Source organism: Paenibacillus sp. J31R122 (assembly GCF_056269185.1).
Map to the genome: position 1 here is coordinate 180,470 of NZ_JBWDNM010000010.1, position 24,305 is coordinate 204,774.

At 45.4% G+C, this 24,305-nt stretch carries 20 protein-coding genes; 2 read left to right on the plus strand and 18 right to left on the minus strand.

What is annotated here, in order from left to right; genetic code table 11:
* Positions 1-12: 12 nt before the first annotated feature.
* On the minus strand, positions 13-1,182 hold the full coding sequence (locus AC0YN7_RS17780) for an MFS transporter (RefSeq protein WP_475811443.1): 1,170 nt from the start codon (positions 1,180-1,182) through the stop codon (positions 13-15).
* 402 nt (positions 1,183-1,584) lie between these two features.
* On the opposite strand from AC0YN7_RS17780, the gene AC0YN7_RS17785 reads away from it, so the two are divergent.
* Positions 1,585-2,166: a TetR/AcrR family transcriptional regulator gene (locus AC0YN7_RS17785; protein WP_475811344.1), complete on the plus strand. Its 582-nt coding sequence runs from the start codon at positions 1,585-1,587 to the stop codon at positions 2,164-2,166.
* A gap of 194 nt (positions 2,167-2,360) precedes the next feature.
* Here the strand turns inward: AC0YN7_RS17785 and AC0YN7_RS17790 are convergent, their stop codons facing one another.
* On the minus strand, positions 2,361-3,419 hold the full coding sequence (locus AC0YN7_RS17790) for a serine hydrolase domain-containing protein (protein ID WP_475811345.1): 1,059 nt from the start codon (positions 3,417-3,419) through the stop codon (positions 2,361-2,363).
* A gap of 390 nt (positions 3,420-3,809) precedes the next feature.
* Here AC0YN7_RS17790 and AC0YN7_RS17795 point away from each other — a divergent pair, with 390 nt between their 5' ends.
* Positions 3,810-4,400, plus strand: coding sequence for a DoxX family membrane protein (locus AC0YN7_RS17795; protein WP_475811444.1), 591 nt, complete (start codon positions 3,810-3,812; stop codon positions 4,398-4,400).
* Between the two features lie 102 nt (positions 4,401-4,502).
* On the opposite strand, the gene AC0YN7_RS17800 is transcribed toward AC0YN7_RS17795, so the two are convergent.
* The 16 genes from AC0YN7_RS17800 to AC0YN7_RS17875 all read right to left on the minus strand — a co-directional run bounded on the left by AC0YN7_RS17800 (position 4,503) and on the right by AC0YN7_RS17875 (position 24,232).
* Positions 4,503-6,296, minus strand: a complete 1,794-nt coding sequence (locus AC0YN7_RS17800; RefSeq protein ID WP_475811346.1) for an ABC transporter ATP-binding protein — start codon at positions 6,294-6,296, stop codon at positions 4,503-4,505.
* A complete protein-coding gene (locus AC0YN7_RS17805; RefSeq protein WP_475811347.1) occupies positions 6,289-7,248 on the minus strand; it encodes an aldolase in 960 nt (319 codons plus the stop codon). Before AC0YN7_RS17805 ends, AC0YN7_RS17800 begins: the two co-directional genes overlap by 8 nt.
* Before the next feature lie 102 nt (positions 7,249-7,350).
* Positions 7,351-7,506 (minus strand): paeninodin family lasso peptide, encoded by a 156-nt coding sequence (locus AC0YN7_RS17810; RefSeq protein ID WP_475811348.1) that lies wholly within the window; start codon positions 7,504-7,506, stop codon positions 7,351-7,353.
* A gap of 30 nt (positions 7,507-7,536) precedes the next feature.
* Positions 7,537-9,408, minus strand: coding sequence for an asparagine synthase-related protein (locus tag AC0YN7_RS17815; RefSeq protein WP_475811445.1), 1,872 nt, complete (start codon positions 9,406-9,408; stop codon positions 7,537-7,539).
* 432 nt (positions 9,409-9,840) lie between these two features.
* A complete protein-coding gene (locus AC0YN7_RS17820; protein ID WP_475811349.1) occupies positions 9,841-10,374 on the minus strand; it encodes an SRPBCC domain-containing protein in 534 nt (177 codons plus the stop codon).
* A gap of 54 nt (positions 10,375-10,428) precedes the next feature.
* The gene (locus AC0YN7_RS17825; RefSeq protein WP_475811350.1) at positions 10,429-10,761 is read right to left on the minus strand and encodes an ArsR/SmtB family transcription factor; all 333 of its coding nucleotides are present in this window, start codon (positions 10,759-10,761) and stop codon (positions 10,429-10,431) included.
* A gap of 431 nt (positions 10,762-11,192) precedes the next feature.
* Positions 11,193-12,116: a sugar phosphate isomerase/epimerase gene (locus tag AC0YN7_RS17830; protein ID WP_475811351.1), complete on the minus strand. Its 924-nt coding sequence runs from the start codon at positions 12,114-12,116 to the stop codon at positions 11,193-11,195.
* Between the two features lie 449 nt (positions 12,117-12,565).
* Complete coding sequence (locus tag AC0YN7_RS17835) at positions 12,566-14,173, minus strand: ABC transporter permease (protein ID WP_475811352.1); 1,608 nt, start codon at positions 14,171-14,173, stop codon at positions 12,566-12,568.
* Positions 14,157-14,873 (minus strand): ABC transporter ATP-binding protein, encoded by a 717-nt coding sequence (locus tag AC0YN7_RS17840; RefSeq protein ID WP_475811353.1) that lies wholly within the window; start codon positions 14,871-14,873, stop codon positions 14,157-14,159. The genes AC0YN7_RS17835 and AC0YN7_RS17840 overlap by 17 nt, the downstream gene beginning before the upstream one ends.
* Positions 14,874-15,713: 840 nt before the next feature.
* On the minus strand, positions 15,714-16,058 hold the full coding sequence (locus AC0YN7_RS17845) for a hypothetical protein (protein WP_475811354.1): 345 nt from the start codon (positions 16,056-16,058) through the stop codon (positions 15,714-15,716).
* Positions 16,059-16,072: 14 nt separating this feature from the next.
* Complete coding sequence (locus AC0YN7_RS17850; RefSeq protein WP_475811355.1) at positions 16,073-16,447, minus strand: hypothetical protein; 375 nt, start codon at positions 16,445-16,447, stop codon at positions 16,073-16,075.
* A 59-nt stretch (positions 16,448-16,506) separates the two neighbouring features.
* Positions 16,507-18,858, minus strand: coding sequence for a DUF4838 domain-containing protein (locus AC0YN7_RS17855; protein WP_475811446.1), 2,352 nt, complete (start codon positions 18,856-18,858; stop codon positions 16,507-16,509).
* A 126-nt stretch (positions 18,859-18,984) separates the two neighbouring features.
* Positions 18,985-20,523 carry an extracellular solute-binding protein gene (locus AC0YN7_RS17860; protein WP_475811356.1) on the minus strand — a complete coding sequence of 513 codons (1,539 nt, stop codon included), beginning with the start codon at positions 20,521-20,523 and terminating at the stop codon, positions 18,985-18,987.
* A gap of 49 nt (positions 20,524-20,572) precedes the next feature.
* Positions 20,573-21,454 carry a carbohydrate ABC transporter permease gene (locus AC0YN7_RS17865; RefSeq protein WP_475811357.1) on the minus strand — a complete coding sequence of 294 codons (882 nt, stop codon included), beginning with the start codon at positions 21,452-21,454 and terminating at the stop codon, positions 20,573-20,575.
* A gap of 9 nt (positions 21,455-21,463) precedes the next feature.
* Positions 21,464-22,381: an ABC transporter permease gene (locus tag AC0YN7_RS17870; protein WP_475811358.1), complete on the minus strand. Its 918-nt coding sequence runs from the start codon at positions 22,379-22,381 to the stop codon at positions 21,464-21,466.
* A 36-nt stretch (positions 22,382-22,417) separates the two neighbouring features.
* Complete coding sequence (locus AC0YN7_RS17875; RefSeq protein WP_475811359.1) at positions 22,418-24,232, minus strand: FAD-dependent oxidoreductase; 1,815 nt, start codon at positions 24,230-24,232, stop codon at positions 22,418-22,420.
* Positions 24,233-24,305 lie beyond the last annotated feature (73 nt).

Sequence of the window (24,305 nt, forward strand, 5' to 3'; positions counted from 1 at the left end):
AGGACTCCGGATTTACTTTAAAGAAGCAGGCGCAGCGCGTCTGGTCATGCCCCAAAACAAAAGAGCTAAAGCACTCACAGCGGCCCCGAGCAAGCATACTCCGTTCCAGCCGTAGTGTGCATAGATGTTGGTTGAAGCAATAGAACCGGTCGCACTTCCAATGGAATAAAAAACCATGTACCCGGCGACTATCCGGCTCCGCGCCTCCGGGCGCAATGCAAAGATCATACTTTGATTCGTGACATGCACAGCCTGCACCGCCAAGTCCAGAAGAACAACGCCAATGATCAATGCGATCAGCGACCGTTCTGTATAGCTGATTGGCAGCCATGATAACAATAATAAAAATAAAGCTACGCCTGTTGTTCTCTGTCCATAACCTCGATCGGCTAGCTTGCCGGCCCTTGCTGCTGCCAACGCTCCGACAACTCCCACGAGACCAAACGCCCCAATTGCAGTATGAGAAAGAGATAATGGCGGCGCGCTAAGCGGCAGTACTAATGGTGTCCACAAAATGCTGAAAGCCGTAAAAATCAGCATAGCCAAAATAGCGCGGACGCGTAATATCCGTTCTTGTACGAGCAACATAAGCACCGACCTAAGCAGCCCGGGATAGGATAGCGACTTTACCTCACGCTCAACATTTGGCAACACCCTATATAATGCAAATACCATAAGAAGCATTAACGCAGCAGAAACCAGATAAACAGAACGCCATCCCGCAAGATCTGTCAAAGTTCCTGAAATGGTTCGCGCAAGAAGGATGCCAATCACAATGCCGCTTGTTACTATGCCAACGACACGTCCTCGTTCAGCCGGGGCAGCCATTGTTGCAGCGAACGCCACCAGAGTTTGCGTCACAACGGCAAGCAATCCCACCAAAGCCATTCCTGCGAATAGTATCGTGGTGGATGAGGCAGTGCCAACGACAACCAGAGCAGTCATGGACATTATCATTTGGCCGATAATCAGTCGGCGCTGGTTCAATAAATCTCCAAGCGGCACCAGAAGCAACAGCCCGACTGCATAAAAGATCTGGGTGATCGTAATGAGAATACCAATGGTTGAATGCTCAATAGTGAACTCGCTCGACAGATTATCCAGTATCGGCTGCGCAAAGTAGATGTTGGCAACAGACAACCCGCAAGCAGCCGCAAACAACAGTGTCACATAGCGAGACATGGAAGAACTATGAACGGTCTGTGATGTGTAAGGCTTCCCCCGTGACAAATTTGCCTTTAAATCGGCTTTGACTGCTGCTTTTCCTTTAACCTCTTCCATTTCCCCGTACCCTACCTCCAATCATTTTAAATACGCCGCATTTTATTGTACCGATCAGTACGTTATATGACCCCGTTAATATATCCCATAGCAATGAACGATGTCAACGGGTATTTTATGATTAAATTTGGATATGACTCCATTCCGAAACTTTTCTTGCAAGGATAAGATAACCCAAAATTGACAAAGTGTACGGCTCATTATAGAATTATAGTATACTGATTGGTACGTAAAATAAGGCAACTACAGACGGTTGCAATTATAGAGCAACGAAAGAAACAGAAGGAATGAGAGGGATAAAGGATGGGAAGAATTCGCGAATTTGACGAAGAAAAAGTGTTGGATGCAGCGATGCAGCTATTTTGGGAGAAGGGGTATGAAGCTACCTCATTAAGCGATTTAACTTCCAGAATGGGCATTCAACGACCGAGTATATACTCAGCCTTTGGAGACAAAAAAGAATTGTTCGAAGCTGCACTACGCAAATACACGATGTCCCGTGCTTCTGAAACAAGAACCAAGCTTCAAAATAATTCATCTGTAAGGGAAGCGTTTCGCGCTTTCTTTGAAAATGTGGTTGCTGAGGAATATTCCGAAAGTCGTAGCCGGGGATGCTTCTGCATCAATACCATGGTCGAGCTTGCGCCGCATGATGAGAAATTCGAAATTTTGACAAGGGAACATCAAATGTATCTAGCAGTCATCTTTCAGGAAACCATTGAACGAGGCATACAATCGGGTGAGCTGGAGAGCGACACAAACTCGAGGGCCTTATCGCAAGCGCTAATCGTATCGTTAATCGGATTGACTGTCATATTAAAATCCCGCCCAGAACGGTCATTTGTAAATAATACGATCGAGGTGACCCTTACATTGCTTAAGTAATGAGGAGTATGAGTAAAATGAATCCATGAACAAGAATCATGAAAAAACAAATAGCTCCTCATCTGAAGAGATGAGGAGCTATGGTACCCCTATATTCTCCGCATCAATGTAGTCAGCAAGGACGTCAATCACGTCATCCAGCAGCTTCGCTGGTTGTAACCCGTTAACTGTTGTTCGCAGGTCACATAAGATCTCTATTTAGAAGAAAATAGCAGCTGTTCAGCTTTCCAGTGCAGCTCCCATACATTACATGTTTGATTTGCCAATATGATACTGGTTGCATCTATCTCCGGATAGTAGGCAAACATTGCCGCTACACCTGGGTTTGAACCCTCTTTGTACATTCGAATAAGTTTGCCCTCATTATTGTAGATAAAATGAAATCCATACCCGTTTATAATTTTTCCCCATTCGAAATTCTGTTCAATTGTGGCATGAGGCTTCATCATTTCATTTGTCATGTCTCGGGACAACAGACTACCGTTAACCAGCGATCGCATAAATAAATCAAGATCACCAACCGTTGTAAAGGCTCCTCCATCAGAAGTACCTATTGGAGGAAAAGAATAAATATTCTTCTTCCATACAACTTTATTATTGTTCTCGTTATTAATGGCGGCATATCCTTCTGCTATTGGAGCGTCTCCCTCATCTTTTGAGATAAATGACGTGTTCAGCATCCCGCAAGGACGAAATATGTTTTCAACCACATATTCTCGATAGCTTTTATTCGTTACTTTTTCGATTGCAAGTCCAAGCAGCACAAATGCACAGTTATTGTAGCTAACATTTGTTCCCGCCTTGAATTTCGGTTCCTTATATGCAAATTGCGGAATAAAATCTCCACAATTTCTTATGGAATAATTCGGCTTACTTATAAACAACTCTTCGTAACTCTCACCCAGTTCCTCATCCGCATCATCAGCTATTCCAGACGTATGAGTTAACAAGTGACTTATTGTAACATCAGTCGGAATCTTCGTGCCAAATAAGTCAACGATATCTGTTATCTGATCATCAAGCCTAATCTTACCCTCATCAACAAGCTGTAAAATGGCTACTGCTGTAAACAGCTTCGTAACAGACGCTGTATCAAACATAGTATTAATATGATTAGGTACTTTGAATCCTCTATGCGCCAAGCCATACGCCCGTGCGAATAGGATTTCATCACTTCTTTTGATCAATCCCGCTCCAGCGAAATTATGCTCCTCGTAATACTTATCAAACAATGAAGTCAGGTTATCGCACATTCCTCTTCCCCCCATTAAAAATCCCATTTTCCTTGATTTTACTATTTATGCATGCGTTTCATCGATAATATTTACCTATAACCATTCTATCAACGGCTTCGCCAGTCTGACGACTGTCTTAATAATTATCATTCATATTCAAAAAACAACACGAAATCCAATATCTTCACACACATAACAATTTGTACAATAAACTATAAATATGCATTATATACGCATCTTTATTCCTTTGCATGTACAACAATAGTATATTTTCGATTAATATTTAATTACTAAATTATTTTATTTATATAATTACATTTTTTTATATACACTTACCTAAACAATACCTTTACATTTTCCATATTTGATATATGATAAAATAAAAATAACCTAAAACGAATGGAGATGATGTTATTGAGTATTAAAGAGGAATTAAGAGGCAAAAATATTATGGTTCCAGAGAACCCGGTATCAAATTTCTTGTTTAATAACACGAGATCGGGTCTATTGTGGTTAATTATTCGACTGTATCTTGGCTATGCTTGGCTAAATGCGGGTTGGCATAAGGTTACAAGCGACAAGTGGGTTGGAAGCGATGCCGGAGTGGGGCTGACGGGGTTCGTTAAAGGGGCACTAGGCAAAGCGGCGGATGGAAAGGATGTAACAGGATGGTACGCCTCATTTTTGGAAAATATGGTGCTTCCTAACGCGAAATTATTTTCATACTTCGTTGCATTCGGTGAGGTACTCGTGGGACTCGGCCTAATTCTTGGCTTATTGACGGGCATAGCAGCCTTTTTCGGTGCATTTATGAATGCGAGCTTCCTCTTCGCAGGAACATTGAGTACTAACCCTTTGTTGTTCATTCTTGCGACCTGGCTCGTGCTCGCTTGGAAGGTGGCAGGATGGTACGGGTTAGACCGATGGGCGCTGCCTTTCCTCGGAACGCCGTGGAATTTCCGCAATCGCGATAAGCGCGATCAATCCGTTTCTTCATAAATATTAATGACCCATAAGAAGGATGCTTTGAAAAAAGTACTCCTCTTGTGGGTCATATTTTTAATCCGAATATTAGTTATTTATCTCAGGCTCGCTCCTTCCTTATTTTGCTTCCTGGATTTCCAGTAACTGACCGAACAAGCCGCCCAACTCTGCGGATAGCTGCTTAAAGCCTCCCTGCTGAATTAGTCTGCCCTTATCCAGCACGATAACCTGGTCAGCATGGCGAAGTGTGGACAATCGGTGAGCGATAACAATAATCGTCATACTTCCTCTCAGTCGCTCGATCGATTCTTGAATAATCGCTTCATTCTCACTGTCAAGCGCACTTGTAGCTTCGTCAAGAATAAGAATAGCCGGCTTCCGAAGTATCGCTCTTGCCAATACGATTCGTTGACGTTCTCCCCCCGACAAGCGTACGCCGCGTTCACCAATCACCGTCTCCAGTCCCCCGGGCAGTTGCCGTATCAGTTCGTCAGATGCCGCGAATCGCAGCGCCTGCCACATTTCATCATCCGTTGCATTAGGGGCAGCCGCATAAAAATTTTCTTTAATCGTGGAGTGAAATAAGAATGGATCCTGAGGCACATAACCTACGGAGCTTCTTAATCTCATCGCCAAATCTGCGCTTAGCGCCATCCCGTCAATCAACACTTGGCCCTTCTCTGGTTCGATAAGTCCGATCAACAGGTCTACTAGTGTACTTTTGCCCGCGCCTGATTTCCCTACTATAGCCGTCATGTTGTTGGCCGGCATTCTTAAGCTAATATCGTGCAGCGCATAGGCTTTCTGATCTGAATCATAACGATAATATACGTTCCGATATTCAATAGCCTGCTCTACGCAAATGTTTTCTGTTTGGGGGGCAAGCTGGATTTCCGTTACTTTAGCCGCCTTATAGTCTTTTTCCAGCTCTATTAAGCTGTTAAAGGCTGGAAGTGATTGCGCAAGCTGCTCCCAACGATTCTGTATGGAAGCAAATCTCGGCCACAGACGGGAGAAGATCACAATAATAAAAACAAACTTTTCGGCCTGTACTTGATAGAAAACGACAGACAGATACATAAAAAATGAAATTAAAAATCCGGATACTATTTTGTGGTAAAACGTTGAACGATTTTGCAATCTCATAAATTGAATGGAATTGCGCTCCATCTTCTCGCACAGTATGCGAAACCAACTCACATGCTGTTGCTCCATCAAATTGCTCTTGATTTCTTTGATACCGTTAAAATGGTCTGTCATACCTGCCATATAGGCTTGCGTCAATGCTGAAGCTTGATCACCATAAGCACGGGATTGTTTCAAGAACCTGCGGGAATACAGAGCAAGAGCAATACCGCAAAGCAATATGGTTATGGTCAGTTCAACCGACAGCCATAACGCAATAAATATTTGAACCAATGTGAACAGCCCCAACAGCAGCAGGCCAAGAAAAACATACACCCCATAATTCACACGATGAAGCTCAGAGGTCATATTGTGGATGAGATCGGATCTTCTTTTTTTTAAAAAGAATGACCAATTTGCCCGCATAATGGATTCATAAATTTCCAGTCTCAAATACTTAACAAACCCATGACTTATTTTTTCATTCATGACCGACAAATATCTATATAGCAGAGCTTGTCCGGTCCACATTACAAGGAAGATAACTAATGTAATCGAAAAAGCATGTTCAGAAGGAAATTTTTTTAACGGTTCAAGCATCGTAGAAAGGAATGGGATGGCTCCCGAAGAGGTATCAAACAGGCCGATCAGACCGAGCATGGCTGCCAGCAGGAAAAAACCGATGCCTTCAATCATACTAATGATCATCATGCCGACTAGAGGCACATACAACTTCAGGCCTGCGTAATGATGTAATTTTCTTATATAAATCAACATATTAGCCATAGGCGCTAAGCTCCTCTTGGATCGCTTCCACAATGAGCGCTGTAAGTGACTTCATGCTGCAGCCTGCTGCTGGCCTGATTATCCGATATACCTTTGTTTTCAAAGCCAAGTCAACAGCTGCTCTGAAATGCCACTGCGTCAGTCCGAAGTATGGAATGAGAAAGGAACGATAGGTGTTATTCATCAGCATTGAAAGACTCTCAAGAACGCCATATGCGGAAATCTGGACCGTCTCAGCTTGCTCGCTTTTGACCAGCTCAAACACTCCGCCAAGCGGCAGCGGATGGCTGCAGAATTGAGCGTGGACGGGTATCGCATATTTTTGGTCATATAAGATTTGGCTGTTTGATGAATCTTTGCCTAGCATATCCATACTCTCTTGCCAAAGCTTCTGCTGCGGATATGCAGGGTGTATGAACGGTGTGTTCATAGGATCCAAGCTGCCAGATAAGGCTATGACATCATCGCTTAGAAGCGGATAACCACATTCAAGAAACGCGGCTGCGGTCGTTGATTTCCCTGCTCCGGAATCACCTACAAAAGCATAGGCTCTTCCGTCGATTGCAACTGCGCTGCCGTGCAAGGGCAATATCCTTCGCTGCATCAAGAGCGCTCCCATACACGTTCCGAGCAAATAAAGTCGGATAAGCTTCTCATTCGCTACAGGATGCGGGCTTATAATGATTTCCTTACCTTCCCTAACGCAAAATATTGCCGCATCTGGAACATGGAGATAAAACTCACTATCGTTAAACCCATAATGACCTGCTGGAGCTCCATGCTCCTTCCACGCGTTGATTAAATCTCCCTGACGGATAGTCACATCTGCAGTCTCGGGTCGTACCGATGTACGGTGCAGCTCACGAAGCTCAATTTCACTTTGAATGGTTAGTCCAAATGCGGTATACATCGTGTCAAGAGACTTGGACATCAGCATACGTTTAATCTGCATCACCCTCATTCGACATTTTAAGCCTCAATCCGCGAAAAAGCCCTTATACTCGGAACAAGTATACGGGCTTAACTTCCTAATAGCTGTAGGGAATACAACGGATTAAGATGGATCAAGACCAGCGTCACACTTGATCGAGTTATTATGTCCGTCATTGTTCGCGTCGGGATTACACCAATTCGGTCCACCCATCGTCATCGTTACCGATAGCACTTCCAACGTTGGCTGCTGCCAATCCTGCTTCATGAGCTTTGTCATATAGAATCACCTCCTTTCACAGAAAACGGTTTAAGACCATTGCTGTATAAAGCGATAGGCGATCAAGCTGCGCATCAATAACCTTGCATCAAGATCAAAAGCATATTCCAGCTTCGGCTTCGTCCCCAGCTTTTCAAGTGATTGCTTGATTTGAGGAACATTTAAGTAATGTGAGGCGGTAGAATCCTGGCAAAGCTTGAGCAATTGATCCCTGAACGCTCCCCAATCCGGCAGCATCCGATATATCCAATCCGCTCCCTGTACGCCCCTTGCATGAATATTCATCCTCACCATATCGGGCAAGTAACCTTCCGTCGATCTTCGTATAAGGGAGCGGTCGATTCCATTCTGGATATATTGCTCGTGTGGCAAAGATAAGCAGAAACGAACAACTCTTGGATCACTGGTCGGATCACGCTCACTGACTGAATACGGCAATGACAGCTTTGTCGTTGACGTACCAATGTGGTTAGATACCGAAAAGCGTTGAAACTGATTGTTTCTTGCGGCGACCTCATCCGGAGCGTAGTCCGTGAGTCCGACATGATGAGACATCAGCTTTTCTATAACCTTCGTTCTAGCAGCAAAATCGGGATGGATAACCAGCGGGATATTAGACTTCCTCTTGGCAAGTGCCGATCTAATCAAATAGGCATAAGCTTGCTTGGCAATAATCGGGATAACGACAGATTTGCCCGTCCTCATCACCCGTGTATAGTGATTTAACTCATGATAAACATTCGTCCAACGAAGAGTACGCAATAGCCGCGCGTAATGATCAATAGGATCCCCCCATGAAATGGTGTAATTGCCTCGGCTCCCATTCAACATAACGCCTACATTCTGTTCTTGGGACCGCTCCAGCATACCCGTCAACCAAAATGAGTTTTCGAAAAACTTGTAGGGCCCCTCCATCAGCTCCAGCATGGTATCCATCTCACTGATCGCATTACGACCTTCAAAAGCTAAATAGTTTTCTTCAATATTGCCAATGTGGCGGGCCGATGCCTGGATATAGGGAGTTTCATTCGCTATTAGTCTTCTCGGCGTCCAATCTTCAAAATTTGCTGATGGGATGTAGCTGTATGCGTGCAGCACCTTGCCTTCCTGTAGAAGAGGTTTCGCTGCGAAGCTTGCAACGGCGCCAGAATCCAGCCCACCGCTTAATCTTACACCGACCTCGCGATGCGTTCGCAGCTTCGAGTGAACAGCCTCCTGAAAGACCTCTCGAAAGGCATCCTCGTAATCGCCATTCGTCTTCAGCTTAAGCTTGGGGGACGATGCTGCCAATTCATCGTATTGCTCAATAGTGACGATTCCCTTTGCCACTGTAAAGGAATGGGCGGGCGGCAGCTGCTTAATTTCACCATAAGCCGTGGAGTGAACGTCGATCGTATCAAACATCATAGGAATGGCCAAAAATTCGGCAAACCATGATTCATTAAGCACTTTATGTATGCCGGGTATTGCAAACAGAGGATTAATAACAGTACAGAAAGCGAACGTGCTCGACGCATGATGATAATACAACGTTCGTCTGCCTAACAAGTCACGTGCACCAAAGAGCTGACGACGGCGTTCATCCCAGATAACAAAGGCATAATCGCCTATTAAATACTTCGGAGCACTCCTCCCCCACTTCATATAGGCCGCGAGAATAAGTTCCGAGTCCGTAATATTTTTCCTTGTACTATATTCAATTTCCAACTGATCACATAGCTGCTTCCTATTGTCGATTATGGCATCAGCAGTAATGGCAAGCTCTCTGTTTGCATCATAGCGGGGAAGTCCCTCGTTAATGGATTCCGGTGTAACCCATTGCGCATGACAGCCCATTGACAGACAATCACTGCGCCAAATATTCACATCATCTGCAGGATATTTCTGCAGGGCTTTCATCATATGCACTATAGTTTCCCCAGATGAATAATCATCGTTCAGGTCAAGGATACCGGCAATTGCACTCAACATTTCGCCCCGCTTTATATAATGATCATTCGTTCTCTAATAAGAACATGTAAATATGATCAGATTGTAGCATATCCTTTCTCTTTTGTAACTAGATATCCGTTTGTAATTCATGAAATTTAGACCTTTTTTATAAATAAAGCGATAAACATAATACAAGATTAAATTCGTTGTAAAGAACAATCCTACTTTATGTAAAATAGACCAGAAGCCGCTCGAAAGAAGAGGGCTGTAAGATAAACCGCAAAGCATACGAGCATACGCTCGGATCAACATAGAAATAGGACGAAGCAGCGGCAGCACCCTGCATCGTCCTATTTGTCCCTTACGCATTTTAGATAGCTATAACTTAGACTCGCACCTTCCTTAGCTGCTCTTCTGAATATTCTCCAGATGGTTATCCAAGTTATCAAACGTTTGCGTTATACCTTCAATCATCCCCATATCGATCACTGCTTGCAACGCCTCTGGTGATGCGTATTTCGCGGTGTTAACTAGCTTAGTCTTACCTTCCAGCTCGACGAAATCGAGTGTGACCAGCGCTTCCGGCATATTTTCCGCAAGATTGCCTTCCGCATCCGAGAACCCATCCGTATAGACGATTTGCTTCGGCGCCGTAATTTCCTGGTAGAGCGCCTTGCCCCACGACTCCATGCCGTAGAAATCGCCCTGGTTCTTATCCTCGCACTTCATGCAATAATGCCATGTACCGCCCGGACGGAAATCGATATTGCATACAGGAAGGGTCCAACCTTTCGGCCCCCACCAATGCTTCAAATGCTCCGCCTCCGAAAAAGCCTTGAATACAAGCTCGGGTGGCGCTTGGAAAATACGCTCCAATACAAGTGTGCTACCTTCAACTTTGGATACCAATTGGTTAGTCAGGTTAGGGTTTGTCATATTATACATCCTCCTCATTTTTGTTTACATCATCAAGCCATTCGCGGCCTGGTGTTACTCTTGCTTTCCCGTTTCCTTGCTTTGCAGCTTCTGCAAATAATCATCCAGGCGATCATATCGTTCCTCCCACATACGCAGGTACGATTCCAGCCAAGCGTCCATTTCCTTAAACGGATCGGGACGCAGCTTGTAAATGCGCCGGTTAGCAGCTGCCTGCACCTCAACAATGCCGGCCTCACTAAGGACGCGCAAATGCTTTGACGCTTGAGGTTGACGCAGCTGGAGCCTTTCGGCGATTTCCCCAACCGTTAGAGGACTCTCGCGCAATAGTTCAACGATCTGCAGGCGGTTAGGCTCAGCTAAGGCACTCATGACGTTAGCATTCATAAGAATATCATCCATTCGCTTTATTTAATTAATTCACCCTTCTATCGATGCGAGCTTTGCTTTATCGACTCGACTCCGAAGCGCCTCCCTCCTTGTATTCCCTTTTGATGAATTGAATATACCACATAAGGAATATTCCTGTAAAGGAATATTTAAAATAAATTAGGTGGAAGCATGTTTAGAATGGATTTTGTCCAATCAAATGGTTCGATATTTCGATTTCTTTGTATTTGAATGGAAAATATACAATCTAACATGACGCTAAGCAGCATTTGAGGGTGGAATGGACGATTAGCTTGGATGAAATACAGCCTTGGGTTAACATGTCGTTTTCTATGTGGTGTTTGGTTGGACGTAATACATTCAAATCAAAACTATATCTCTCCGACGAATACCTGTGCATTTGTTCAAATATTCGCTTGTTGATTTCTCTATTTGTTTTCCACTAAATCCTCTGGTCTACCCTGAGTCATCACGCTGTTAACCCATGTATAACATCTTTCAAGCGCCTCATCACTAACAAGATCAGAACGATGCTCAAACATTATTTTCACATCTTGATTTTCTTCGACGATTATTTTTAAATATTGTTCAATCGGTGCCCATCCCTCATCCGGATTTAACTCCGGTAGTACAGGATAATGTTTATTTTGAATCGTATCATTTAATTGAACACTTGATAAATGAACCGTTTCAGCAAATTTCGCATACTTTCTCAGAACTATTTTGGAATCGAAATAAGGGTCTATCCTATCTTGAGTATGTAGCCTAGCTGTATCTAAGCATAGTTTTATTAACGGATATTTGTTTAGTAAATCCTCCAGAAAATCCGTTTCATATACATATCTGTTTAAAGCGTCAAATTCCAGCACGGGGATAAACTTATACTGTTTAGCTTGAACCGATAGCCACTGAAAAAGGTACTCGCTTTTTCCCTTCAGTTCTTCAATCGACATTTGACTCTCATAGATATACTCACTCTCATCATCAAACTTCCATCTCTCCCAGTTTACACGGTCATCCAGCAGTACTGGCTTTGGATAATGGAATAGTACATATTCGGGCTGAAAATTCGTTAGATAATCTAATTCCGCCTGTATAGCTTCATACGCAGTTTTTCTAATCAGGTTGTCTGGAGATAAAAAAAGTGCATCTCTTAGCTTTGTAATACCCGAACGCAGAGGAAAGTGAACACCGATTTTGAAACCTTTTTTCTTTGATTCTCGAAATAAGTTAATAGCATCAGATTCAGTAGCAAACAAACAAGCTTCAATTCCATAAAAATCATCTTTAAAATCTCTTATATACTTGTTGTAGTCAAAACCACCGTATTGTCCGATCATAAACCTCGTCATACATGCCCCCCTTTTTGTTTTCACAAATTTATTTTTGTTAATTCTTCTTGAAGCCTTAAATACCTGGTTGATCCAAGCTTTACCTCGCCACAAAAATACAATAAATTAGGTAAATCTTCTTTTTTATAATTAGAAAAATTGTTTTTATATCTGTTTAGTAATTCTAGATGTTGTTGAAAAAAACGAACTTCATTTTCGATTTCTTTGCTAGTTAAAGAAATAAAAACTTAATCAGTTTCTTCATGAGCTAATCACCTACTTATTTCGGTATTTTACCAAATAATTCAAAATGACTATAGCATGCTGTTTGACCTATGTATAGATTAATTAACGCCCACTTGATTCGTTCAAAAATCCACTTAATTGCACATAAAAAAAAGGCGAAAAATGAACATAAGTTCATTCTCCGCCTTCTAGTTGGTTGTTTTCCTTAAATATAATAATAACGTCTATTTCACCCGAAATGTTCTCGCCCCATACTTGCGCACAAGAACAAGCGCAACAGCCAGATAAATCAGCGTCATCGTAAATATAGTAACAGTGAATGGTATGGCCGGTACTCTCATAATAATGCTAACTCCGCACATGGACGACACGCTCATGTTCACGATAAAGTACAGCGGGTTTTTCATATTCAGCTCCGTAGAATATGGTTGAAAAATATAATACATAAACAAATGATGCACAGTGAAAAAAATGGACAATGAAATAACACAGATCCAAAGCATGAGCAGCTCCCCGTTCAGCCATTGCCCTCCCGCTGCTGCGGTCATAGCTGTCAGCGCCCCCCCAAGAGCGGCGGCAATCAGCAGGTTCAAGCTCATCACTTTTCCAAGTCGGATCAGAAAATGACCATAGGCCGCACTCCGATAGAAGCCGTACCGTATTAAACTAAGATCGCAGTTGTAAAACATTGCTTTGCATATATTCTCTCCTATGGACATGTAGTACATAATTATAAGCAAGAAAGGGAAGATCGTTCCCAAGCTCCATCTCAAGTCCTGCAGCTGCCCGCGGAATAGGGCCACGAGGATCACGCCCATCACTCCGAAAGCGCCGATGATGGCTAACCGCTTATTAACAGGGCTGCTGATTAGGCTCCGATGTCTGAGGAAGAAGAGTGCGCTCAGATAAGCATAGCCTTCCTTTGACTTAATCTTGTCCTGCCCGTTCAGGCTTTCGGTATAGTCGCTATCCTTCGACTTGACACTCTTCTTCTGCGCATCCGTCACCATACGACCTAAATCCAGCAGTGGATCATCTCTTTTGGTTGCGGCATCAACAGCTTCTCTGTAACCGGAATATCGGGCCAGCTGAATAGCTGCGAACAGACCTCCAGCCATAATAACGATACAGGCAGGCAAGCTCAAAAGAAACGATTCAGTTGGCAATACCTTGTCCAGCAGAAGCGGCAAATACGCACCGCCATATCCAAGGAAAATGATGCTGTAGACGAGGGCAGTATGTTTAATGAGCACAATGCCGGTTTTCTCAAAAAGCTTGAGATGCGCATATTCCGCCAGAACTCGCCACAGCGTGATCAATAACGTTAGCAGAACCGCTTCTATGATGGAGGCTCCGAGGAGTGTTCCGAACAACAACATGGCGGGCAGCAGATACACCAAAAAAGTCACATAACGATATCCAAGCGAAGCCTGCATATATCTTGTCGGAGACATTCTCATTAGCTTAACAGCTACGTATTTCTCCCGCTTCGGTTCAAGCACAGTAGCACTGCTGACGGCTGCCACTACAAAGCTGATCATGAAAAAAATATGTACAAACTGCCTTAGCCGATCCTCCTCTGGCAACCCCTCGCCTAAACCGACCACAGGAAAGTATACAAGTATCCCCAGATAAATAAATCGGAGCATCAATCCCCATAGCTGAGTGATCAGCAGCGCAATGACAGAAACGGCCTTTTTGAGATCCAAATTGGCGTAGAAGCTGTTCCTTACTAGCTTGCCGATCAGCGGAAGCTTCTGGATATAAAAAATAAGCAGGTTTGCTGTAATAGATGTACGAATAGCCAACAGCGTATTAAGCGTTCTCAGCATGGGATTCATCCTTCAGCAGGTTAATGACAGATTGCTCGAATTCCGCGCTGTGCAGCAGCTCTGACGGCACGGCAGACAATTTCCCTTTGTTCAATACAACCAGCTCATCACACAGATCGGAGGCCAATTGTAGAATATGCGTGGAAAAAATCAGAATATGGTCACGCTTCATTTCCCTCAGCATATTCTTCATCTCCAGAGCAACAATGACATCAAAGGAGGTGAGCGGCTCATCGAGCAAAATGACCGGTGGCTTCGTTATGAGAAATAGAAGCATCTGCAGCTTATTCTTCATTCCGTGCGAGTAACCTTTAATCAGCCGGTGGCGATCCTCCATTGTCATGCTCATCATGTCAAAATAATCGTCAATCGTCTGCTCCATTTGCAGCTTGCCCTTGTTAATATCCATAAAAAACTTAACAAACTCATAGCCCGTCAGAAACTCGGGTAGTATCGGCAGTGAATAAACATACCCAACATCCAGCTCACTTAGCTTCCGCGTGCTGCCATTCTCCTCCAGCAGCACCTGTCCGCCATCCATCCCCTTCTCTCCGCTCAGGCAGTCGAACAGCGTCGTTTTGCCTGCTCCGTTGCGGCCTAGCAGCCCATAGATCTTCCCTTTCTCAAAGGCGAACCCGGCTCCTTGAAGCACCTCTTTATCCTCAAATCGCTTGACGATATTCTCTAAGATCAGACGCAATTGCAGCTCCTCCATTCGTTCCAAAATGATAATGTCATATTTTTCTACGAAAAAGGGAACAAAAGGTCTCGGATTCTATTGAATTATGCGATTTAGGCTCCCTCTTTTACCAAGGGATGGATTGGATTGTGTAGAGGCTGCAATGTAGTTTTTTGCAGGTTGTAGATAGTTGTTTGCAACGGAGTCTTAAAACTATATGATTTATGGTTTTCACTGTATTCACTGTATTCACTGAAAGCTGCAGCATTTTGGCCATCTCTTCCATCGAGAACTGTTATTCTTGAAGTCGATTGGCCAATACTTTTCCTTTTGCTTCTTCAGTTGCAAAAACTTCAATAGGTCTATTCGGTTGGTTACGAGCATGCTTTAATGTCTCAAGCGCTTCTTCGGAACAAAGAAAATACATCGCCCAAGATGTATCACTCTTCTGGCGATGTATTCAAACCTACCATACTGCTCGGCAAACAACATACCCTTATCGAGCGTTGATCATAGTTCAATTCCTTATGGACAAGTAGTACCAACAAGAAGGATCCGCGAAGTCAAGCCTCTTACCTATCGAAGCAGAACGATATTTATTATACCGTCCTCTTCTATTTCTTAGACAAAAAAGACAAAAACCAGGAAGAAATCATTAAAGCTTTGGTGCTCGCGCCCACTCAATAAGTCAAAATGATATACCGCACAAAGTCGTCCGGCGTCGTCGTAGAGAGCAGTGGTCAAGCTATAGTAAAATTAATTTTCAGTAAACGACAGTAGACCAGATTAGTCAAAAGCTTATCTGGTCTATTTGTTATCTTTGCGATAATCAGGGGTAACCCTCACATCAATTTTTCGCAGCTATTCTTTTTTCAACTGATTCATCCACAGGGTTAATTCTCCCTTAAGCAAATTATTTTTGATCGCTTTCTTGCATTTTTCCACAAGACGGAGTTCCCTACAGGCCTGTCCGATATTCTCCAGCAGTACGTCTCGCAGCCTAAAATCTCCCCATTTGATTGCGGTGTCGGTTTGCGCTGCCATGTTAAACATTTCCTGGAAATGCTCTATGTCTTGTTGCTGCTCCGCATTCTTGCAATAGGCTTTGATCACAATAATCAATTTCGTATGATGCTTGGGTGAATCCAGATGCGGATTGTCCAGAAACAGTTGCTTTACCTCCTCAACCTTCCAAGATAGGGTCAAGGGGGTAAGTGCATTTATATAATACTTTTCTCCGATTTTTTTGTTTTGGCACAGCTCAACGGCTGCTTGCCAGCCTGATCGTTCTGGTATTGCTTGTCAATCATCAGTCGCATGATGCAATAGTTGTCATCTGCGATTGACGGTTCTTCATATCCGGTGATTCCATAAGCCAACATAACAAAACCGACCGGCTGCTCATCCGAGTAAATTGCAAACGGAAATGGATGTCCCCCAAAAGCTTGAATAAGCTGGGTAACCGGTATTGGTTTATGATAAACAAATGAAAAAATTCCCCTGCGTGAACGGGCTGACCGCAGAGCTTCTGACGCCCAAAAAAGGCAAAAAAGGTGAAAAAGCGCCAATCCGGTATACAATGAAAAGCCCGTCATGGCACGAAATTACCTTGACGGGCTTTTCGTATTAGGTTTTATTGCTGGCTAACGGCAGATTAGTTGGACGCAACCTCCCAAAGCATCGCCGGCCCCGTAATACCGCCTGTGCCCAACTCATCCAATACGGCATTGCCTACATCAACAACGATTAAATTAGATTGTCCGAATTTGATTGCGTTTGTTGCATCAAACTCCCAAGGCGACGTTAAGCCGCTGCCTTTCTTCACTAACGGCAGTTCTTGTCCGTTCATCCAAACTCTGGCTGTATCATCGATGCTGCTGAACCAAAGACGGATCGGATTGCCGTTGTCAAACTTCTTGTCTACCTTTACCTCCGTTCGATACCATGCGTGCCCTTTGTAATAGCGAAGTCCTTGGCTGGACCATGTCTCCGAATAAGTCTTCAGCTTCATCCACGACTTCGTTCCCAAGCCGGGTTTCCACAAACCTAACAGATCTCCGTTGTCGTGCGGGAACAGCATGACATTCCATTCATCGGGCATTTGGGCGACAACCCGATTTCCTCCGGTAACGCGCTGCTCTCCTTCCGTAACCATCTTTTTCCAAAATATATCGGTATACAGAAATGATGCCCATGGATTTAAAATGACAGGAGAATGGAGTACGGCTTCATTCCGGAGCGCATAGATCCGATCAAACTGCTCTTTGGCCTTAACAAACTCCAAACGATTGATGTTATCCATCATGGCTAGGAAATTGTCACCGAAGTCATAAGCAACCCGCATCATCGCAACACGTTTGCCGTAAACCGGATCGCTCGACTTTTCCGCCTCCTTCTCGGCTTTGCTCAACGTTTTCTCCAATTCTTTTCGAACCTTGTCCGTCAAAATATGAGGGAAATCATAGATGTTTCCGACAAAGTAATCGGCATTGGCAAAAGCCTGTTCTAACGCTTCAAAATGCTCCCGCATCGGTTTGGCCGCAGGACCGTAAAAGTTCGTATAGTAATCGTCCAGCAATGCCTCCACATCCAGATCCGGATTCCACATCATCTTGGCTGCCAGATAAAGTCCTGGGCCATGATAAGCCCAAGCCGGCAAGTTTTCGGCACGAATGCCAGTGATGCCGTTCTGCTTGTAATACTTGAACTCGCTGGATACCTGGTCGACCAACGAATAGGGAAGGCCCGGATCGGCAAGGTTGTAAAGATATTGGTAAATCTGAGGTTTTACCCCAAGGTTCCGCCAGCCGTCGATCATATCTTTCAGGTGACCGCGCTCCCAAGAAAGAGGATTGTCTATGGCATGGTAACGGTCTACCGTAATCGAAGCGATGACAGGAATGAGCCTAGGATGCGGTGTCCACCGAACCGGCGGCTGGTAGTAAGTGTCATAAGCGTAAAAGGCGATGCTGACATCCGGATATCCGGCCTGCTCAAGCTGTTCCAATACAAGATTGATAAATTTCACGTACCGATCCGTTAACGACAAGGTGTCGTGCGTGGCATCCAAGTCATTCCCATCCCAGTCAGGGTTAGGCTGAAGCACCTTAACAAGACCGTCGTTCGGCCCCATACTCAGTACTTTCAGGTTGGGATCTTTCTGCAATTTCTGTATCGAGCTCTGTACGACACAGGCCAAAACGTCAGGCTTCGTGACGTCAAATTGATTCGTCGGCGTTCCATTCTCGTTTGGCAGATACAAATCGGGCCGATCCTTCGAGCTGATGCCGCATGGAATGCCGTGCGTGCCATAATACTTTTGATTCAGTCTCATATGCTCAACCCAAGGCTTGCCTTCATTCAAATTGACTCCGTTTGGAAGTCCGGGAGGTTTTTGATACATTTCGGTTGCTTGCATCGCCCTGGTCGAAAAGCCCGGGTGCTGAATCGTATCCTGGATTGGAAGCGCTATCGTTTTCTTCGACGGGATTACCGTGCCAATGTCGCCCGGCATGAACCAGCGTACGCCAATTTGCTCAAGAAGCTCGAAGGCCGCAAATAGCGTTCCTTGATCCGAGAGCCCATACAACCGGATGGAATCCGCCGCTGCCGCTAAACGAAAAGATGCGGGATCGTCTCCCCCTTGACGGATGGCGTTCAAGTCGATATCGGGTGTCGCCCCTCCAATATAGATTTTCGTTCCGGTTGCTTCTCCCTCATTCGTTACAATGGGAAGCTCCGCCCCGGATATGCTTTTTATGTAATTCACCAGCTCAGTTGCCGCCTTCTTCTCCACTGCCGAAGCATATACCGTCGTCACAACGGATGCCGAAGGGTTGCCGTCGCTCACAAGCACAACGCCTTGTTCTACGCCGTCTTGCCCATGCTTCTTTCCTGCCTCTTGCGCCAAGCCCTGTTCATTGGCGCTCGCCTGCCCAGCCGCCATTAACAGCGGAGTTACGGCCAAAACAAAAATCAACAGCAAAACGAACCTTTTTCCTTTCATCAAGCTCAAAATCGAATCCTCCTTTTTTTAAGCCTCTCGGAACGATCATTCCGAGAGGCTCCGGCCTGATGGCCGATGTGTTTTATTGTTTCACCCCCGGAAAGGGGTGTTAACAATCTTTCCACATTACTTCTTGCTTTCCATTTGACCGATATAATCATTCATTTCCTTCAGATACGTTTCGCCGAATTTCGCATACCATTCCTGCAGCACCTTTGTATACTCGGATGGATCCGCGTCACCGATAGTGATTTTTGTCGTAACCTCGCTGAACTTTTTATTGAAATCCAGGTAAGGCGGCGTCTTCGCAATCGGCGGCGTGAAATCGCGGTCCTTGGACAACACGATTCTTTTTACGGCCTTCTCGATATTCGGCACGAGCTTCTGCTTCAGCTCCTCCGACATAGCCGGATTAATGAAGAACATATAATCATTGGCGCGGCGAACCATATTTTTGCGGACGAATGTTTCCAGCGGTGGATCCGCATAAGTGCGCTTGTTGTTTTCCTCCTTGAAATCATGCCCTTCCATACCGTTATATATGGAATCCCAGCCTTTATCGGAAAGCATATAGTCGAATACGTCAACAACTCTTTGTGGATCCTTCGCATTGCGCGTTACCGCCCAGAAGCCCCACATCCCCGTTCCAAGCCCAAGTCCTTTCATCTCGCCTTGCTCGTTCTTAACGAATACATAGGCAAGCTCGAAATTCGGATTGATCTTTTTGCCGGCAGTCAGGTGTGTTTCGTAATGACCCGCAAAGCTGTTCAATACGCCCGTTTTGCCGCTTTGAAACCGCTCGAGAGCCGTATTGGCGTCGATCGAAGGCGAATCCGGATCGATAAGCCCTTCTTTGAATAGCTTGGACGTTAACTCCAAAGCCTTCGTATATTGATCGGAATTCAAATCATATTGGGGATTCATGTATTTATATTCGCCCCCGCTGGACTCCTGCCAGCCATAAATACCGAGCTCGTCAGTGAAAATCGGCCTCATCGATTTATCGGCGGATGCGGCCGTTCCGAACCCGTACGTATCGTGCCTTCCGTTGTTGTCGGGATCTTCCTTCGAAAATTTACGCATAATATCGATCATCTGATCTAACGTAATTTCATTATTATCCGGAATCGTTATATTCAATTTGTCGAGCCAGTCTTTTCTGAGCCAGTAGCCGTCGGAACGCATAACCGTCGTCCGTGGAATGCCGTAAATTTTGCCGTCGTTGTTTACCCGCAAGGCGTCCCAGGATATGTCGTACGAATATTTTTTAATATTCTCGGCGCTCTGCAGATAGTCATCGATCGGAATGATGACGCCGTCCTTTACTGCCTTTAAGAAAGCGTTGTCATTTGGACCCGGAAAATACACGACGTCGGGAAAATCGCCTGTCGTCAGCGATAATTGAAGCCGCTCATCGTAGCCGGTCGACGGGGGTATATCGAACATGATCTCCGTATTCGTTTCCTTCTCGAAGGATTGAATGAGCACTTTGTCCGTTTCCGACAAATTGGATGAAGCAAAATTGCCCATGATCTTAATGCTTGTTTTAGCCGTTTCCCCAGCCGATGGCTGCAATTCTCCTGCTTCTTTCGGCTCGCTTCCGCATGCGGTAACCCCGACGAGCAGCGCGGCGGCCGCCACCCCAGCCAGTACTTTTTTAAACATTTGTTTCAGCCTCCCTTTTAATTATTATCTATGACAGAGATCCCTTAGGTCATCCTTTTATGGACCCCAGCATAATTCCTTTGACGAAAAACCGTTGAAGAAACGGGTACACCGACAAAATCGGAAGCATGACGATCATGATAGTCGCGTATTTCAGTGTCTCCGGCATGACGTTCATATTGCCGATCTCGGCACTGTTGCCCCCCGCAGAAATCTGCAGCATTTTGGCGCCTTCTATAATCTCCCTCAAGAACAGCATCAATGGCCAGTTTTCCACGCTTCGGATATAAATGATCGCCGAGAAAAAGCTGTTCCAATAGCCTACCGCCGCGAATAGCGTCAATGTGGCAATAATCGGCATGGAGAGCGGAACGACGACTTTGAACAAAATGTAGGGCTCGGAGGCTCCGTCCATTTTTGCGGCTTCCTCCAGCTCCTCCGGAATGTTCTGCATAAAATTGACCATTAGTATTAAGCTGAACGCGGTGAACAGCCCTGGAAACACGAGAGCGGCCAGCGTGTCCAGCATGCCGAGTGAACGGATCAAATAAAAATTCGGAATGAGTCCGCCGTTAAACAGCATCGTGAAGATGACCAAATTGATGAGGATCGCTCTGCCTTTCAGATGCGTTTTGGAGAGCGGATACGCCGTAATGATGTACAGAAAGATACCTAATGCTACGCCGCTTACGGTGACAATGAGCGTATTTAGATAGCTTCTTGCAAGAACAGGATGCGAAAGAATATCCTTATAGGCGGCGAACGATATTTGGCTGGGCCATATGCGCATCGGATTTTCCAAATAAGCGTTGTGCGAGCTGATCGAAACCGCTGCGACGTTCAGAAGAGGATACAGCATGACCACACAAATCAAAGACACGAATATATAGATGGCGATGTCAAAAAGCTCGATTCGCTTGTTCATATTCATCTTCACCTCCTACCACAATGATTTTCCGAATAGGCGCGCAATCCGGTTGGCGAACACGATCATGACCAGTCCGACTACCGATTTGAACAATCCGACCGCAGCCGTAAAGGAGAGCCGCCCTTCCAATAAACCGACCCGGTACGTATAAGTTTCGAAGACATCCGCAACTTTGTAGGTAGCCGGATTGTATAACAAAAATATTTGCTCGAAGCCGATATCCAAAATATGTCCGACCCGCAAGACCAAAATAATGACGATCGTGGTCGCTATACCGGGAAGCGAAATATACCATATTTTTTGCAGCCGGTTAGCCCCGTCGATCGTTGCCGATTCATAAAGGGACGGGTCTACAGCCACAAGTGCGGCCAGGTATATAATCGTTCCCCATCCGAGCTCCTTCCATATTTCCGCGGAAACCAGTATCGTCCGGAAATATTCGGGCTTAAGCAGAAAATGAATCGGCTCTCCCCCGAAATCGACGATCAGCCGGTTGACCCAGCCTGACGACGGGGATAACATGTTGATAATGATGCCGGATATGACTACCCACGATATGAAGTGGGGCAAATACAGCACCGTTTGGGCGACTTTCTTGAAAAGAAGATTTCTGATTTCGTTCAGCAGAATAGCCAAAATGATCGGCGCCGGAAATCCGAATATGACTTGATAGAAGCTGATGATTAACGAATTTTTTAAAATCGTGAAGAAATCGTCCGATTGGAAAAGATACCGGAAATTTTCAAAGCCGACCCAATCGCTTCCCCATATGCCTTTCATCAAATTGAAGTCCTGGAACGCAATGACGATGCCGAACATCGGAATATACTTAAAAATAAACAGATATGCAAACCCCGGTATCAGCAAAAAATACAGCCACTTATTTTTTCTCATATACAGCCAGACAGGACTGGCTTTGCCGTTATTCATCCCATTCTCCTCCCGAGAACGCTTCCGCAAGCGGCCTTATTCGCAAACAATTTCAACCACTCGCGCATGGTCCAAACCGTTCGTAGAGATTGCCTCCAGACGGAGCGTCTTTAGATTTTTCAGCGTTACCGGCAGATGGATCATGCGTTGGTAATTGTCCTTGATATGTGCGATTTCCGTCCTTCCTCGTTCGTCATGCGAGATCAGCTTAAACTCCTTCAGCGTTTCGACTTGCGGCCGCCCCCACTGCATATGTTTCTGAATCACGTCCAAATGGCATAGCATCAATAAACGGTGAAGCCCGGTATCCAGAACGATTGTAATCCGGGCAACACTTACCGGCTCCTCCCAATGAAGCTCCAGCCAAGGACTGCCGTCTCCCGGCTCCGACATCCAACGATGCGTGCTGGCTGTCGTCAAGTCGGGACGTACCCCCTTCGCCCCATGGACCGCGCGAGTATGTCCGTCCACAACATTGACGCATTTTCCTTGCTCTTGTTCGGACGAAGCTGTAATCCGGGCTAACTTCGCAAGATTTCCTTCCAGCATGAAGCCGGGCAAGAAAACTCCCTGCCGAAGCAATTGCTGCTGAGCTTCCTTCACGATATCACTTTCGAGCCACGCTTGTTCCAGCGGAAGCTTGCGCTTCACCGCCATTGCCGCAAACGTTCCGAGCCCTTCTCCCATTACCGCGCATGTCGCCATTACTCTGGTGCTGGAGAAAGCGATATGGGTAGCCGATAAATTGCGGCCGGCGAACATCAAATTCGAAATGTTCCTGCTAATCGTCGAGCGCAGCGGAATGCCGTAAAGATAAGGCGTAAACGGCTGATTGCACGGCTCCTCGTCCTTCGCATCGATTCCTTGGGGTGGATGGGTATCCATCGACCAACCGCCGTAAGCGATTACATCATTAAAGTCGACGGCCTGTTGAATATCGTTTTGGGTCAGCACATGGCGGCCGATAAATCTTCTGGACTCTCTTTTGCCCGGAAGAAAGCCGAACCAATCCAGCGCCCAATTTTCGGAATCGGGGTGATTGCCGCTATTTTTGATATGATCCCACACCCCTAGCATAATCGCAAGCAGCTCGTCGCGGATATGCTCGTTATCCTTGATCGTATCCAGCGTGCCGCCGAATTCCACCCACCAATATCCGAACTCCCAAGCGTCGTGGTTTCTAAACTTCAAATCTTCCTCCGTAAACTTGCGGACCCATTTCGGCGGGGTAAATGGCATCGGGCGTCCCATGTCCTTCGATGTGAACAAAAGGGAGGACCCGAGACGATAAGCGTCCCTGTTCAGATTGGCGCCGGACTCGTTATATTCCTCAATCGCTTCCCGGCCGGTCGTAAAAGCGGCCCCCGCTTCAAATCCCAGCCTGCCGTCGCCCGTACAATCCGCGAAAATGTCAGCCCTTATCGTAAAGCTTTCCTCCGTGCTTTCTCTTACCGCATAAGTGGAACGAATATGGGCGCCCTCGATATCGGCTCTGATAACCGTCGTGTTCAGCAGCAACGTTAAATTCGGTTCGGCGCGGCATTTTTCGTATAAAATCAAATCCAACATACTCGCGCTTCGCTGCGGATTTCTAACCGAGCATTCAAGCATGATTTCTTCAATAATCCCGCTTTCTCTGCGCTCCGTCTCCAATTCCTTCCCGATTGTGGATGCGCCGGATATATTCATGCGAATCTCCGACGATGCGTTTCCGCCAAGAACGGAACGATCCTGGCATAAAATCACCCGGGCTCCGTTGCGAGCCGCGGCTAATGCAGCAGCCACCCCCGTCATCCCTCCACCGGCAATCAATATGTCCGTATCCAACATTTTCGTATCGGACTTCCTCATCCTCCATTGACTCCTTTGCATTCTATGATATCTTTAATTACATACTACGTTCTTTCTTTATACATTTGAATTC